The 13,239-nt window shown below is 28.2% G+C and carries 16 protein-coding genes, 1 tRNA gene and 1 pseudogene; 4 read left to right on the top strand and 14 right to left on the bottom strand.

The genetic code is table 11. The features are described from left to right. Window positions 1-9: 9 nt before the first annotated feature. Window positions 10-960: pseudogene (locus tag E0E45_RS05605) on the top strand (IS91 family transposase); the annotation flags it as partial. A 239-nt stretch (window positions 961-1,199) separates the two neighbouring features. On the opposite strand, the gene E0E45_RS05600 reads toward E0E45_RS05605, so the two are convergent. Both E0E45_RS05600 and E0E45_RS05595 read right to left on the bottom strand, forming a co-directional pair. Beyond that, window positions 1,200-2,213 carry a toxin-antitoxin system YwqK family antitoxin gene (locus tag E0E45_RS05600; protein WP_130890270.1) on the bottom strand — a complete coding sequence of 338 codons (1,014 nt, stop codon included), beginning with the start codon at window positions 2,211-2,213 and terminating at the stop codon, window positions 1,200-1,202. A 113-nt stretch (window positions 2,214-2,326) separates the two neighbouring features. After that, window positions 2,327-2,899 carry a hypothetical protein gene (locus E0E45_RS05595; protein WP_130890269.1) on the bottom strand — a complete coding sequence of 191 codons (573 nt, stop codon included), beginning with the start codon at window positions 2,897-2,899 and terminating at the stop codon, window positions 2,327-2,329. 335 nt (window positions 2,900-3,234) lie between these two features. Between E0E45_RS05595 and E0E45_RS05590 the strand changes: the two genes are divergently transcribed. Both E0E45_RS05590 and E0E45_RS05585 read left to right on the top strand, forming a co-directional pair. Then, the gene (locus tag E0E45_RS05590; RefSeq protein ID WP_130890268.1) at window positions 3,235-4,119 is read left to right on the top strand and encodes an RluA family pseudouridine synthase; all 885 of its coding nucleotides are present in this window, start codon (window positions 3,235-3,237) and stop codon (window positions 4,117-4,119) included. 51 nt (window positions 4,120-4,170) lie between these two features. Beyond that, window positions 4,171-4,257: transfer RNA gene (locus E0E45_RS05585), tRNA-Leu, on the top strand. Window positions 4,258-4,392: 135 nt separating this feature from the next. On the opposite strand, the gene E0E45_RS17645 is transcribed toward E0E45_RS05585, so the two are convergent. The 3 genes from E0E45_RS17645 to E0E45_RS05575 all read right to left on the bottom strand — a co-directional run bounded on the left by E0E45_RS17645 (window position 4,393) and on the right by E0E45_RS05575 (window position 6,149). Next, on the bottom strand, window positions 4,393-4,611 hold the full coding sequence (locus tag E0E45_RS17645) for a hypothetical protein (protein WP_172604160.1): 219 nt from the start codon (window positions 4,609-4,611) through the stop codon (window positions 4,393-4,395). Window positions 4,612-4,825: 214 nt separating this feature from the next. Further along, window positions 4,826-5,740, bottom strand: coding sequence for a site-specific integrase (locus tag E0E45_RS05580; protein ID WP_130890267.1), 915 nt, complete (start codon window positions 5,738-5,740; stop codon window positions 4,826-4,828). Next, window positions 5,730-6,149, bottom strand: coding sequence for a hypothetical protein (locus tag E0E45_RS05575; protein WP_130890266.1), 420 nt, complete (start codon window positions 6,147-6,149; stop codon window positions 5,730-5,732). The genes E0E45_RS05580 and E0E45_RS05575 overlap by 11 nt, the downstream gene beginning before the upstream one ends. Before the next feature lie 408 nt (window positions 6,150-6,557). Here E0E45_RS05575 and E0E45_RS05570 point away from each other — a divergent pair, with 408 nt between their 5' ends. After that, complete coding sequence (locus E0E45_RS05570) at window positions 6,558-6,743, top strand: hypothetical protein (protein WP_130890265.1); 186 nt, start codon at window positions 6,558-6,560, stop codon at window positions 6,741-6,743. A 25-nt stretch (window positions 6,744-6,768) separates the two neighbouring features. On the opposite strand, the gene E0E45_RS05565 is transcribed toward E0E45_RS05570, so the two are convergent. The 9 genes from E0E45_RS05565 to E0E45_RS05530 form a co-directional block, all read right to left on the bottom strand. Then, complete coding sequence (locus E0E45_RS05565) at window positions 6,769-7,197, bottom strand: phage holin family protein (protein ID WP_130890264.1); 429 nt, start codon at window positions 7,195-7,197, stop codon at window positions 6,769-6,771. Window positions 7,198-7,212: 15 nt separating this feature from the next. Continuing rightward, a complete protein-coding gene (locus E0E45_RS05560; protein WP_130890263.1) occupies window positions 7,213-7,704 on the bottom strand; it encodes a hypothetical protein in 492 nt (163 codons plus the stop codon). After that, window positions 7,701-8,144, bottom strand: coding sequence for a lysozyme (locus E0E45_RS05555; protein ID WP_130890262.1), 444 nt, complete (start codon window positions 8,142-8,144; stop codon window positions 7,701-7,703). The genes E0E45_RS05560 and E0E45_RS05555 overlap by 4 nt, the downstream gene beginning before the upstream one ends. Then, window positions 8,141-8,668 carry a hypothetical protein gene (locus E0E45_RS05550; protein ID WP_130890261.1) on the bottom strand — a complete coding sequence of 176 codons (528 nt, stop codon included), beginning with the start codon at window positions 8,666-8,668 and terminating at the stop codon, window positions 8,141-8,143. Before E0E45_RS05550 ends, E0E45_RS05555 begins: the two co-directional genes overlap by 4 nt. 269 nt (window positions 8,669-8,937) lie before the next feature. Then, window positions 8,938-9,897, bottom strand: coding sequence for a tyrosine-type recombinase/integrase (locus E0E45_RS05545; protein WP_130890260.1), 960 nt, complete (start codon window positions 9,895-9,897; stop codon window positions 8,938-8,940). Window positions 9,898-10,272: 375 nt separating this feature from the next. After that, a complete protein-coding gene (locus E0E45_RS05540) occupies window positions 10,273-10,545 on the bottom strand; it encodes a hypothetical protein (RefSeq protein ID WP_130890259.1) in 273 nt (90 codons plus the stop codon). A gap of 72 nt (window positions 10,546-10,617) precedes the next feature. After that, entirely contained in the window at window positions 10,618-10,851 is a 234-nt protein-coding gene (locus tag E0E45_RS17640) for a hypothetical protein (RefSeq protein WP_172604159.1), read from the bottom strand. Window positions 10,852-11,187: 336 nt separating this feature from the next. Then, complete coding sequence (locus E0E45_RS05535) at window positions 11,188-12,501, bottom strand: collagen-like protein (RefSeq protein ID WP_130890258.1); 1,314 nt, start codon at window positions 12,499-12,501, stop codon at window positions 11,188-11,190. Next, the gene (locus tag E0E45_RS05530; RefSeq protein ID WP_130890257.1) at window positions 12,501-13,238 is read right to left on the bottom strand and encodes a hypothetical protein; all 738 of its coding nucleotides are present in this window, start codon (window positions 13,236-13,238) and stop codon (window positions 12,501-12,503) included. The genes E0E45_RS05535 and E0E45_RS05530 overlap by 1 nt, the downstream gene beginning before the upstream one ends. Window position 13,239 lies beyond the last annotated feature (1 nt).

The raw sequence follows: 13,239 nt of genomic DNA, 5'->3' as shown, positions 1-13,239 counted from the left end.
AAAACTTCCACTTCTCTTATTGATGTTAAACATAGAAGTGTCCTTTTTACTATTCCTGAAGAACTTAGAATGTTTTTCTTCTATGATAGAGATCTTTTAACTAAGCTTGCTTATGCTGTTAATGATGTTTTTAAATATCAATTTCATAACATTAAAGCAAAAAATCAAAGAATTCATAAAATTTCAAAATATTCTTCTAAATACTTTACTAACTCAGATATCATTCATTATGGATTGATTACTGTTATTCACACCTTTGGACGCGATCTTAAATGGAACCCTCATATTCATGCTATTGTTACTTTAGGTGGTTTCAATAAAAACTACCAATTTCTTGAAAAAAAATATTTTCATGTCAATTCCATTGCTGGACAATGGAAAAAAATGGTTATTGATATTGTTAAATCTGGAAATTATGACAAGCCTGAAATTAAAGCTAAAGCTTATGCTGCTGCTAACTACCTTTATCGCAAAAATACAAGATTCTTTTTCAATGTTGCAAAAAATGATTTAAATAATAATATTTATGCAATTAAATATATTGGCAGATATCTAGCAAGAGCTCCTATCGCAGAATATAAAATTATTGATTTTTATGATAATAAGGTTACTTTCTATTATGAAAGTCTTGCTGATGATAAACAAAGAATTGAGCTTACTTTAGATGCAGAAACATTTCTTTCCAAATTAATTATTCACATTCCCCCTAAACATTTCAAAATGATTAGGCGCTTTGGAATCTATTCTAGAAATATTAAATCAGAACTTAAAAACATCATGAAATTCATGAGAAAATATGTCTCTAAATATTCCAATTTTACTTTTTATCAGCTTGAAATATGGAAAGCTTTTGGAGTAAATCCTTTTTATTGTTTTAAATGTAATACCAGAATGAAAGTTAAAAAAATATCATATTTTAATATACATACAGGCTCCATTTGCTGGAAAGAATATCGCTAAATAGCTGATTAACAATCAGCTTTTTTGTGCTGTCAATTTTAATCTTATTCAATTAATATATCTAGTATGAATACAAAATAATTAATATTTTTTATTTTTTCAACAAATTTATCAAATTATAATTTCCTAAGAAATAAAAACTAATAGAAATCTATAAAATGATTTCTATTTTTTTTATAAAAAAAGAAGCTCTATAAATCAGTAAAATAAATTACTAATTTGCAGCAGCTTCTTTATTTTTATTTTATTACTTTTATAATTTCGTCATTTTTATATCTCACTTTTTTCTCTTCTTTTCCACTAGGAGTATAAAAAACTACAACTCCTTCTGCCTTTCCATTCTTATAATTTTTTTCAAACATAAGCTGTCCATTCTTGTAATATTCTTTATGACTTCCTTCTAATTTTCCATCTTTATAATGACTTTCATCTGCAATTTCCCCAGTCATATAATAACTTTTATAGCTTCCATCTTTTTTTCCATCTTTATATGAAGTTTCTATATTTAGCTGTCCATTGTTATAATATTGTCTATATATTCCTTCCTGTTTTCCATCTCTATATTTTGTTTCACTATAAAGCTGCCCATTTTCATAATAGACTTTATATTCCCCTCTTATTTTATTTTCTTCCATATTAGCTTCAATGTTTAAATTTCCATTCTCATAATACTTTTTATAAATTCCTTCTTTTTTTTCATTTTTTATATTAGTTTCAATACTCATATTTCCATTTTCATGATATTCTTTAAAAAGTCCTTCTATTTTTCCATTTTTAAAATTTGTTTCATATTGTAAATTTCCATTTGCGATATATGATTTATAAAGACCATCTTTTTTTCCTTTTTTATATTCAGTTTCACTTTTTATTTTTCCATCTTCATAATATTCCTTAAATATTCCATCAGGCTTATTATCTTTAAAATATTTTTCTATTGATAATTGTCCATTCTCATAATATTTTTTTTGTTCTCCATCCAGACGATTATCTTTATAATTCCATTCATTATGAACTTGTCCATCTTCATAGTATTCTCTTACTATACCTTCAAGTTTTCCATCTTTATATTGAGAATCCATTTTTATTTGACCATTCTCATATTTTGATATGATTTTTCCAGTAAATGGTTTTTTTTCATTTTCAATATATACTATCCCATTTTTTTCCTGTTTTTTAGATATATCTACTTCTTTTGGACCACCGCATCCAAATAAAAAAATTATTAAAAATACTGCTCCCAGTCTGTTTTTCATGGCTTCCCTCCATAAACATTATATTATTTGTATTATAACACAAATTTATAAAATAATATCCTATCTTTTATGAATTTAAAACCCCAGAATAAAATATCTGGGGTTTTTACAAATCATTTTTTTATTATTTCTTTGATTTCTTTTAATTTTTCTTTATCTTTTTCAATTCTTTTCTTAATCTTTTCTGCTTCATCTTTTAATCCTTTTTTCAATTCCTTATTACATTCTTCAATATCTTTTTTCAAATAGTCTAGATTTTTTTTCAATTCTTCAACTATTTTATCAGTTTCTTCTGAAATTTCTTCTTTAGTTTTAGAAGCAAAATCTTTAACTTTTACTCCAATTTCTTTTTCTTTTAAAAATATCTTGGGAGCTTCATCAGAAGCGGTACTTGGTCTTAATCTAAGCATTTCTACATTTCCATCATAAGGAACATAAATGATTATATCTTTATCTGATTCTTCTTTTTTTATTTCTTTTTCTTTAATCTTCACTTCTTTGACATGATATTTATCAAAATATTCTCCCATTTTTTCTTCAAGAAATCCTTTTAACTCTCCAATAGTTAAATCATTTGCATTTTTAGCGACTTCACATCCAAAAGCTTCTATAGCTTCCTCTCTTTTTTTCTTTGAATACTCATTAAATTTTTTGTTTGAAAAAGCATGAAATTCTTCGTGTTTCATGATATCATTCCTCCTAAAGTTTATTATAGTTATGTCTAATTTATAATTTGAATAAAATATTTTAAGCTTATTTAAAGGTTTTATCTCTTATTATTTCAGCAGATAAAACTGTATCTTTACAAAATAATTCATCTTTTTATTTTCTTATACTAAATATTCAATTAGAAATAACTAGTTCCTCTATTATTATTTAATATTTTTTCGTCATATAACGTTTTTTTCTCAAAAATTTATTCTTCAATTTTTAAATTTAAAGTTTAAATTATATAAGCTTTAATTTACTTAGTAAGTTAACTATGCTATAATATTCTTTGATATATAACAGGAGGCAAATAATGATAAATAAAAGCAAAAAAAATACTGTGTTTAAAGTTGAAGAAAAAAATGAGTTAATGAACTTTTTAATAGAAAAAATGCCAGAAAAAAGTCGTACAAGCATAAAATCTCTTCTTACTAAAAGAAAGGTTTTTGTTGGAAATGATGTTGTTTCTCAATATAATCATCCGCTTCTTCCTGGTCAAACTGTCACTGTTGACTGGGGAAAAGTAACTATTGAAACAACTATGAAAGGGGTTTCTATCATTTTTGAAGATGACAACATCCTTGTGGTAGAAAAAGAAAATGGTATTCTCTCTATTGCAACTGACAATGAGAGAGAAAAAACTGCATATAATATGCTTAAAGATTATTTAAAAAATAAAGACCCTAAAAATAAAATATTTGTTGTACATCGTTTAGACAGAGATACTTCTGGAATTATGATATTTGCTAAAACAGAAAAAGCTCAGGATATACTTCAAACTACTTGGAATGATTCTGTAAAAGAGAGAACATATGTTGCATTAGTTGAAGGAGCTGTTAAAAAAGAAAAAGACACTATAATATCTTATTTACAGGAAAATAAAGCTTTTATAACTTATTCAAGTCAGAATCCCAAAGAGGGTAAAAAAGCTATTTCCCACTATAAAGTTTTGAAAAAGAATAAAAACTATTCTCTTCTTGAAGTAAACATAGAAACAGGAAGAAAAAATCAAATTCGTGTACATATGCAGGAGATTGGCCACAGTGTAGTGGGAGATAAAAAATATGGTTCTGGTAAAAGTCCTATCAATCGCCTAGGACTACATGCTAATACTATTGTTTTCACTCACCCTATCACTAAAGAAGTTTTACACTTCTCAAGTAAGATTCCTGCAGTTTTTACAAAAATATTTAATTAAAAAAAGTGTTGACTTTTTTCAATAAATGTTATATTATAATTGAGTAACCAAGCCTGGGTGGCGGAACGGTAGACGCGACGGACTCAAAATCCGTTTCCTGTCAAAGGAGTGAGGGTTCAAGTCCCTCCCTAGGCACCAGACATAGCCCCACTATTGAAATATAGTAGCTATGAAAATTATATATATGTTAGCAATGCCTCTGGATCAAACGGTCTGAGGCCTTTTTTATTTAAAATATTTTTTATATAATTGATACTAAAAAAAGGGAAGAAATTAATCTTCTCCTTTTAAATATAGGTTTACCCTTTCAAAGTCCTTTAAAATTAATTTTATAAAGCCATTTTTTATGGAAATTCCTGAAATTTTCCAGTTTTTTCCATATATTATCCTATTATTCTTCCTACTAGTAAACCTTGATTTATTCCAGCTTTGAAAAGAAAATCTAATGGGATTCCTACTTAAAAATTTCATAACAGGTACTGTTATTTTCAAAAAAATTTTGAAGATATTTTAAATTCTACCTGTAGACTTATATAAAAAAATATAAAAATAAAAGGAGAAACTTAATTTCTCCTTTTGTTTTACTATTCAATTATTTACACATCTAGGATTAATGTAATTTAAAAACTTTTAGTTGCTATTCTATCTATTTGATAAAAAAATAAAAAATATAGTATTTGTATTATAAGACTTTTATAAAAAAAAGTCAATCTAGTATATTTAAAATTTCCTTTTCCTCATAAAATTTTATATGAGTATATGTCTTTAATGTTGTTTTTATATCTGAATGCCCCAATCTATATTGAACTAAATGGGGAGGAATATTGTTCTGAATTAAAAAAGTAGCGTGACTATGTCTTAGTCCATGATGGCTAATTTGTATATTTAAAGCCTTACAAGCTCTTTTTAATGTACTTTTATTAAAACCACTTGTATGAGGAATCCCTTTTTCTCTACAAAATATAAAATCCTGATTGTCCTTATGCTCTGTAATAAATTCTTTATATATTTTTAAGTCTTCTAGCAGAGACTTTGGGAGATGTATTATTCTAGTAGACTGTTTAGTTTTAGGCTTATTTATTATAAAATTTCCATGTGTTAAAGAATAAACAGATTTTCTTATAAAAACTGTTCCTTTGACAAAATCTATATCTTCCCATTGCAGACCTCTTGCTTCTCCATTCCTCATACCTGTTTTAAATAACAATTTCAAATAGAGAATTTCTTCTGTTCTATCTTCTTTGTCTTTTTGGATGTATCTTATTATATCTTCAAATTGCTCTAAATTTATAATTTTTGTGACTTTATATTCTGTAAATTTTAGGGGATTTATTAAATCCCCTATATTTACCTTTGTATGTCCCAGTATAAAGGACTCTTTTAAAAACTTTTTTATAAGTCTTATTAACCTAGCAACTAGGTTATTATTATATTTTCCATAGCATTTTTCTTTTAAAAGAATAATGTCCTCTACAGTAATTTCTTTTAAATCTTTATCTAAAATCTCTTTACTTTGTTTAAACATATTATTTGTAGTTGTATATGTTACTGTATAACTAGAGCTCCTAACCCTAGTTTTTAATTCTCTAAAATGAATATCTAGCATATCTTTAAGCGTCATTTTTATCACCTAAAGTTCTAAGATATTTTATAATATTTTCTTGAAATCCTCCTATCTTACAAAAGAATTCTGTATTCTTTGTATAGATAGTTTCTTTAAAAAATTCTAGGTATTTCTCTTGTCCTTTTACAGTTCTATCTTTTATATCATTGTGGAAATCTATCCAAGCTTTTCTAATTCTTATAGCTTGTGCCACATCTGCTGGTTTACCTATTAACTCTGGATAACCTGCTTCTATAAATTCTTTTTGTGCCTTTTCATTTTCTATTTTTTGTCTTTCTTCCTGTGCTTTTTTATAACATTTGTAACACAAGTTTCTATCTGCATTTTCTACTTTCCAATATTCCCCTTTTTCAACAGCCACTGTTCCTTCATGCCCACACCCGAATTTAACTTTATATGTTTTCATATTTTATTCCTCCTTATTTTTTAATGATAATTATAATTATTACTGTTAAAACAAGAAGTACCGTGGACACGATTATCAATCTTTTATTTTCTTTCTTCATATGGTATAATATACATGAGGTGGGGAGGTTCACTCCCCTTACTCTCTTATCTTGTTAAGTAAACAACTGCTATTATAGCCAGATTGTTAATTAATAAGATTAAGATAAAAGTTTTGTGTAGAGTTGGTAGGTCTTTCCCGAGAGATACCAACTCTTTTATTATTTGCCTCATGTTATTTCCTTCACCTCCTTTCTATAAATTAATTATAATACTTTATTTTAATTTTGTCAATACGAAATTAAAATATTTTTAATTTTATATTTACATTTTTAAAATAAAATGTTAATATGAGTTAAGAGGTGGTAATATGGCTGGTATTAAAGGTCAAAAAAGCGGTGGACATTCTACTAAAGGAGTAGCTGGAAGAAAAGCAAAAGGATATATAAAAAAACAATATTCCCTGCCTCCAGATGTAGCTGAATGGCTAGATGAACATGGGAAAAGTGAAAAAGTAATTGAATTAGTAAAGGAAAAAATGGACAAAGAAAAATAGAAAGCAGAGAGATTATTCCCTCTGCTTATCTTTTTTTTATATCTTTATCTCTACATTGTTCTAATGCCAATTTAAGCTTTTCTGGTATAGGTATTCCTAATATTGCAGCATTTTCTAAAATAGATAAAAATTCTGTTGCTACATAAAACATTAATACAAGGGTTCTTATCCCCATACCTTGCAAAATCATATCCATCTGGGTAGCTGCTACAATTATAACAAGAATAATTAATTTCTTTCTTAATCCTTTGTAGGCTCTGTTAGAATTGGCATTTTTGTTTTTAAAGCCTTTTGCAACTCCTGTTATATAATCAAGTACCATCATTATTAATAATGCCCTAAACAAATTATCAAAGCCTCCTATTAAAAAAATAGAAACGCTTATCCAGCTAGTCCAGGTCATAGCTAAACCTATTTTTGCTAAATTTATATATTCTTTTAGTAGTCCATCCATTATGTTCCTCCAGCTTTATATTTTAATACCTGCTCTTAATCCCCCAACTATATTGCTCTCTCCTTTAAAGTCTGTTCTTCCCTCTACAAAGCCTTCTATATATCCCTTACTATTAACATCTTGCTCCATTTGTTTTGTAGTCTTTAATATTTCCTGTGGAGTTCCATTTGCTGCTGTTTCTAAAATTTTATTTAAAATAGTAAGTTGTTTTTCTTTGCTACCTTTAAAAACTTTTTGCAAGTATTTTAACGCGTCCTCTATGGAATTAATAATAAAGGTTTCTGGAATAAGCCATGCAAAATATTTTGGTATTTTCTTCTTTAATTCTTTTATTGCATACTGTAACTTCTCTTTTCCTTGTCCAGACATAAACTCTTCCTCTGCTTGTATTACAATATAATAAGCAGTTGCTCTTACAATTTCTTTTAGAGTATTTCTTTTGTATCTGTATAATAAAATGATTCCAACTATAACAAATACTATAATCCCTATTGTTTCTTTATTCATTTTACATCTCCCCCCTTATATAATTTTATCTCTCTTTCTCTTCTACCTTGTAAAACTGGCAATATCTTGCCCCCTCCATAAATCCATCTCCTAAATTGTGCCTCTATTTCTTCTATAGGAGCAGAAGAATTTATTTTATTAACTAAAGCACTTTTAGAAAATGCTCCCTCTCCTACATTAAAAGCAAAGCTTACTAAAGCATCAAATTCCCTTTGTTTTAAAGATACTCTTATACTTTTATTAACTACATCTTCAAAACGCTTTATATCGCTTTTTAAGAACTCCCTTGATTGTTCCTTAGTTATCTTCATACCCTTTTTAACATCTTTTCCTGTATGTCCTACACCTATAGTCCAAACTTTCGCTGGACATAAATATGCTGTTAAAACTTCCCCTTCTTCTTTTATAATAAATTCTATTCCTTTTTCACTTATTTTCATTTTTCTCCTCCTAGTGATGTAGTAGAAGCTATTGCAATATTATTTATTTCTATTTCTAGCATTCCCATCTTTTCTACTACAAGCTCTATTTCCTCTAAAGTGCTAAATTTAGAACTTTCTAGTAATTTTTTATCTTCTTCTAGTTTAGAGTATTCTAAAATCTTGTCTTTTCTTATTGCTACTAACTCTTCTCTAGTTATTCTTTCCACCCAGTTTGGAGATTGCCACTCTATTTTATACCCTTCTGGCTTTTTTATTTTTCTTATTTCTCCATTTTCTATTATTTCCCCATCTTCTAATAATTCTATTTTGTTGTCTAAAAGAATTAATTCCTCTCTTGTTTTTTCCCTTATAACAGCATTATCTAAAATAGGATTATTATATTTTTCTAATGCTGCATACATAGTATTATCCCAGTCTGGATAGAATAAAACAGGATTTTCCTTAAACTCTTCCATACTATTTATATAAGGCTGTGCTATTATTTCTAAATCTTTATTATAAACATATATTATTTGTTCCATTTTTCTCTCCTTTTTGTAATTTTATTTGTTAAATATTCTAATTTTTACTATATGTAAATTATTGAATTTCATCAAAAATTTAAGTTTATTATATTTCGAAAGTTCCGAAATAATAAGGATTTATAAATTTTAAAATAAAGCTGTAGTTGATCCAAAAGTTAAGAGCAAAATTTTTTTAAAACTTTGTAAATTCAATAAAATCAAGGTATTTCAATCTTGAAACTTTATAAAAAATTGTGTAAATTCAATAATTTAACCAGTTTTTTGACTTAAATTAAGCCTTTTTCTCTACGAATTTGCAAAATTTTCTGACGATTTTCTGTACCTGTTTTTGCTTTAATATAATGTTCCACAGTAGTTTTGGTATCCATATGGTTTGCAAACTCTGCGGCTGTATTTATATCACTCCAATTTTTTAGTAGATTTACAGCTGTTTTTCTAAGAGTATGGGGATATAATTTATTGTATCCTATCAGCTCCCCTATTCTCTTAATCCTGTTTCTTATAGTACTTTGAGCCATCTGCCTGTATTCTTTATTTTCTTTGGTAATAAAGATATAATCTATATCTATGTTATTGTTTTTTCTGTACTCTATCCATTCCCTTAAAATTTTTTCTGTATTATCTAAAAAAATGACATCTACCATCTTGTTCCCTTTTTCCCTAACTCCTGTAAAATAACCATTTTTTAAATCTAATTGGCTAAAAGTAAGGTTTTGTACAGCCGATATTCTGCAAGCACTTTCCAGAAATAATTCCCATAAAAGCCTAGATTGGATATCAAATTTTTTATAATTATGTTGCATAAGTATTCTAGCTTTTATAATATCCTCTATATTTAAAAAGTAACTTTCTCTTCTCTTATCAAATGCCCCCTTTCTTAAACGATCTAACTTGTGCATGAAAGGGTGATGGGAGATAAGATCTCTTTTTACAGCCCAAATATAAAAACTTGAAATAGCTGTAAGCTTATTATTTATAGTCTGGTTATTATTCCCAGAATCTCTACAGAAATTTATGTATCTTTCTAAAACAGATACACAATTTTTAATAGTGCTATCACTCAGCAATAGCCTGTTCCCCTCATTTTTTTGTAGATATTGCATAAACTGTAGCATATTACTTTTATACACCCTATATGTAGTATTGAGCGTTTCAAAGTTCCTAGCTTTGTTACTTTCTAAGTACATCTCATATACCTCTAAATTTGCTTTATTATAACTCTTCATTTCCATTTCCTCCTGTTATACTTTCTTAGCATATATAGTATAACAGAAGTCATTAATTACAGAATTTAACTAACATTAGTATTGAAACAATATGGGAAGGAGCTTCAACTTGGGATAAAACTCTTTCTTTAAATAAAGATTTAAGAAGTTATAAATTAATTATTTTTGTTTTTTCAGGAACATATAACAATACAATCTTTTATAATCCCCTGATATATCCAATAAAAAAAACTGAAAATAGTTTTTCGATTATTTTAACTGATACTTGGGGAGGAACAGTTCATACTATAAATACTATCAATGGAACTATTACATATGCTGGATTTTATAATGGCTCAAGTCATGGTGACAATACATTCAGAAGAATAATAGGAATTAAATTTTAATCCCAACTATTGATTTTATTGTTATTAAATCATCATAGGCTTTGAAGTTTAAGATTGTATCACTTTTCTTTGTGACAAATAGTCCTATAGCATAATTGTGTCCACCATCACCACCACGAGTAATATTTATTCCTTGTTCTACAGCACTTTTAAGAACAAGTGCAACTCTGTAGAATCCTTGTTTATCCATATTTAAGTTAAATTTAAATTGAATAGAGAGTATTTTATAATTTGAAATATTAGAATTTAAAATAACATCCATATTTTGCCCACTGGAAATAGATTTAACTGTATCATAAAGAATATCTTCAGAATATATATTGAAATTCTGTAATTAATTACTTCTATATGGAAAAAATACAAGTGATTGAGAATCGTAACCTCCAGAACAATAAACAGTATCTCCTATACCTACTTGATAAATAAGTCTATTAGCTGCAGCATCACGAGTTTTATAATTAAAGTCGTTTCCATTTATTGTGATGGTAATAGTTAAATTGTTTGAAGCATAAAAATAAATTTGAATGATTCCATTTTTAACAATTGTATTATTTTGCCCCCAAGTCAATCTTTGAGGATTTGAATAATCAGGAATTATACTTAAATTCTGTAATTACAGAATTTAAATATAATTCCAACAAAACTTTGGACAGGAAGTATAGCAAATACTACATTACAAATTTCAGCATTAAAAAATTATTCTGTTATTTTTTGTAATGTAAATTTACACGGATTAAATAGCTATGTTTTTATAAAAAATGTTACTGGGGGAGGTGATGACGATGCTGATAATGCCAAAGGTTCTGGGTTTACTTTAAATTTTACTGATAGTTCATTGACAATAAAAACAGTGAGAAATAATTATTCTACTCCTACATTGACAGGAATATGGGGAATAATGTAATCAATACCCTATTGCTACAAATGAAAATGGGCTTTGAGTTCCACTACTATGAATTTTAAAACTTGAAGTATTAATAATATTTATTCCTAAGTTATTACCCCAAGAGTCATTTCGCAGATGTTCAGCTTGAGCATTAACTATATAATTAGTAGTGGTAAAAATTATAGGTAAAGTTATAGTTATTGTACTGTCTTGACCTATTGCTATACCTCTTCTATAAGCAATTTTTAAACCAATTATTTTTTCTTTAAACCAAAATCCATTACTATTAGAACCACTTTCCCAATTGGATAAATTCTGTAATTTCGCCAACAAGTCATTATTCGAAATAGCTTCGAATTTTGTGCTATCTGCGTAATTTAAAGAATTTGCAACAGTACATTTATAAGTTTTTTTAGTAGTATTATCATAATAGGCTGTTCCTACCACTTTGCTTGTTGTTGTATTTAAAGAACCACCATATGGGATTCCTAAAATTTCTGCTAACTTACTACCTTCCATAACAGTTCCTGCTGTAGTTCCATAAGTTATAGCTGTTGTGTCTCCTTTTGGTCCTATATCTCCTTTTTCTCCTTTTGGTCCTTGTATGCCTTGTTCTCCCTTGTCCCCTTTCTCTCCCTTTGGTCCTGCTACTCCTTGTAATCCCTGTATTCCTTGTGGTCCTGCTGGTCCTTTATCTCCTTTTGGTCCTGTTGCCCCTATGTCTCCTTTATCTCCCTTTGGTCCTGCTACTCCCTGTATTCCCTGTGCACCTGCTGGTCCTACATCTCCTTTATCCCCCTTCTCTCCTTTTGGTCCTTGTATTCCTCGTGGTCCTGTCTCTCCTTTTTCTCCTTTTAAATTTACATAATTATAGGCAGTTTCTCCTTCTACCCTTATTCCTAGTTCTGTTCCATTCCAATTAAATTCCAAAGATTTTCCCTGTGGTCCTATAAGAGATAACAACCATTCTTCTTCTGTTCCTTCAAACCCATTGTCTGTTGCTATTTCATAAGCATTTTCGCCATCTTCTACAATAAAAATATCTGTAGTACCATCTGTATATGTAAATTCATATGTTGTTTCTGGTCCTTGTTTCCCTTTTTTTAATAAAGAAAATATTCCCCTTCCTGTATCCCCTTTTATTCCTTGTATTCCCTTATCTCCTTTTTTAGATTCTATCTCTCCTATTACTACATTATTTTCTAAAATTACCTCATATATATTATTTCCATTTGCTAGAGTTTCTTTATATTTTAATTCTTTTATAGAAAGCCCTCTTGGTCCTCTTACTACTTCTGCACTTGCTTTTAATGTCATTCCACTTTTTCCCATTATATCAACCCCCATACTCCTTCTACTCTTCCAGTATAACCATCTTTTGGTCCAGGGTAATGGTTTACAGTAACTTGCAGTTCTCCATTCCATAAAGCACTTATAGCTCCACCACCATATCTAACTCCATCTCTAGATGCAATTCTTTGCCCTGGAATCATTATTAAAAAATGTATATCACTTTCTGTTCCCCCAGCTTTTATCATTAAAACCTTATATTTCTTAGCTTTTTCATCTAGCGTTATACTTCTGCTGCCTCCGTAAATGTTAAAACTTCCATTAATATCTACCTTTTCAACAGCATTCATGTCATCTAAGGATATTGTTCCAGTGTGTTTCCTTACTGCTTCCATGTTATTTGTCCATTCTATTTCTCCATTTTTTGGATTTTTATATGGTAACCCTGCTCCTTCTGGAATTGTTCCTTCTGTTTTTACTGTAGAACTACAATAAATATCCCCCACCTCTATGCTTTTATCTATATTTCTGCAAACTATCTTCCCAGCAGTATTTTTATTGTCTACATCTTGCTTTAACACTGTTTCTTTAAAAAAAGCTTTCATTATTTTAAAAGTATTCACTAAATTATCCCAGTTTATATTTAAGATATGCCCAAATTTTATATTTTTTATTGGTTTATTTAAATGGGTTTCTTCTTTGGCATAAACTTCTGGATTTTCTACTTCTGTTATTTTATCAATCATTCTTTCTAATTCATTTTTATCTAAATCAGCCACT

Origin of the sequence: Fusobacterium ulcerans ATCC 49185, from assembly GCF_900683735.1 — a bacterium.
GTDB classification, from domain to species: domain Bacteria; phylum Fusobacteriota; class Fusobacteriia; order Fusobacteriales; family Fusobacteriaceae; genus Fusobacterium_A; species Fusobacterium_A ulcerans_A.
The sequence above is the reverse complement of the archived record's forward strand: the minus strand, read 5'-3'. Positions and strand labels throughout refer to the sequence as shown.

Coding starts and splice junctions, on each gene's coding strand:
- E0E45_RS05600 (WP_130890270.1), bottom strand. CDS start 2,213: ATGAAAAACAGACTGGGAGCAGTATTTTTAATAATTTTTTTATTTGGA.
- E0E45_RS05595 (WP_130890269.1), bottom strand. CDS start 2,899: ATGAAACACGAAGAATTTCATGCTTTTTCAAACAAAAAATTTAATGAG.
- E0E45_RS05590 (WP_130890268.1), top strand. CDS start 3,235: ATGATAAATAAAAGCAAAAAAAATACTGTGTTTAAAGTTGAAGAAAAA.
- E0E45_RS05580 (WP_130890267.1), bottom strand. CDS start 5,740: ATGACGCTTAAAGATATGCTAGATATTCATTTTAGAGAATTAAAAACT.
- E0E45_RS05575 (WP_130890266.1), bottom strand. CDS start 6,149: ATGAAAACATATAAAGTTAAATTCGGGTGTGGGCATGAAGGAACAGTG.
- E0E45_RS05570 (WP_130890265.1), top strand. CDS start 6,558: ATGGCTGGTATTAAAGGTCAAAAAAGCGGTGGACATTCTACTAAAGGA.
- E0E45_RS05565 (WP_130890264.1), bottom strand. CDS start 7,197: ATGGATGGACTACTAAAAGAATATATAAATTTAGCAAAAATAGGTTTA.
- E0E45_RS05560 (WP_130890263.1), bottom strand. CDS start 7,704: ATGAATAAAGAAACAATAGGGATTATAGTATTTGTTATAGTTGGAATC.
- E0E45_RS05555 (WP_130890262.1), bottom strand. CDS start 8,144: ATGAAAATAAGTGAAAAAGGAATAGAATTTATTATAAAAGAAGAAGGG.
- E0E45_RS05550 (WP_130890261.1), bottom strand. CDS start 8,668: ATGGAACAAATAATATATGTTTATAATAAAGATTTAGAAATAATAGCA.
- E0E45_RS05545 (WP_130890260.1), bottom strand. CDS start 9,897: ATGAAGAGTTATAATAAAGCAAATTTAGAGGTATATGAGATGTACTTA.
- E0E45_RS05540 (WP_130890259.1), bottom strand. CDS start 10,545: ATGGATGTTATTTTAAATTCTAATATTTCAAATTATAAAATACTCTCT.
- E0E45_RS05535 (WP_130890258.1), bottom strand. CDS start 12,501: ATGGGAAAAAGTGGAATGACATTAAAAGCAAGTGCAGAAGTAGTAAGA.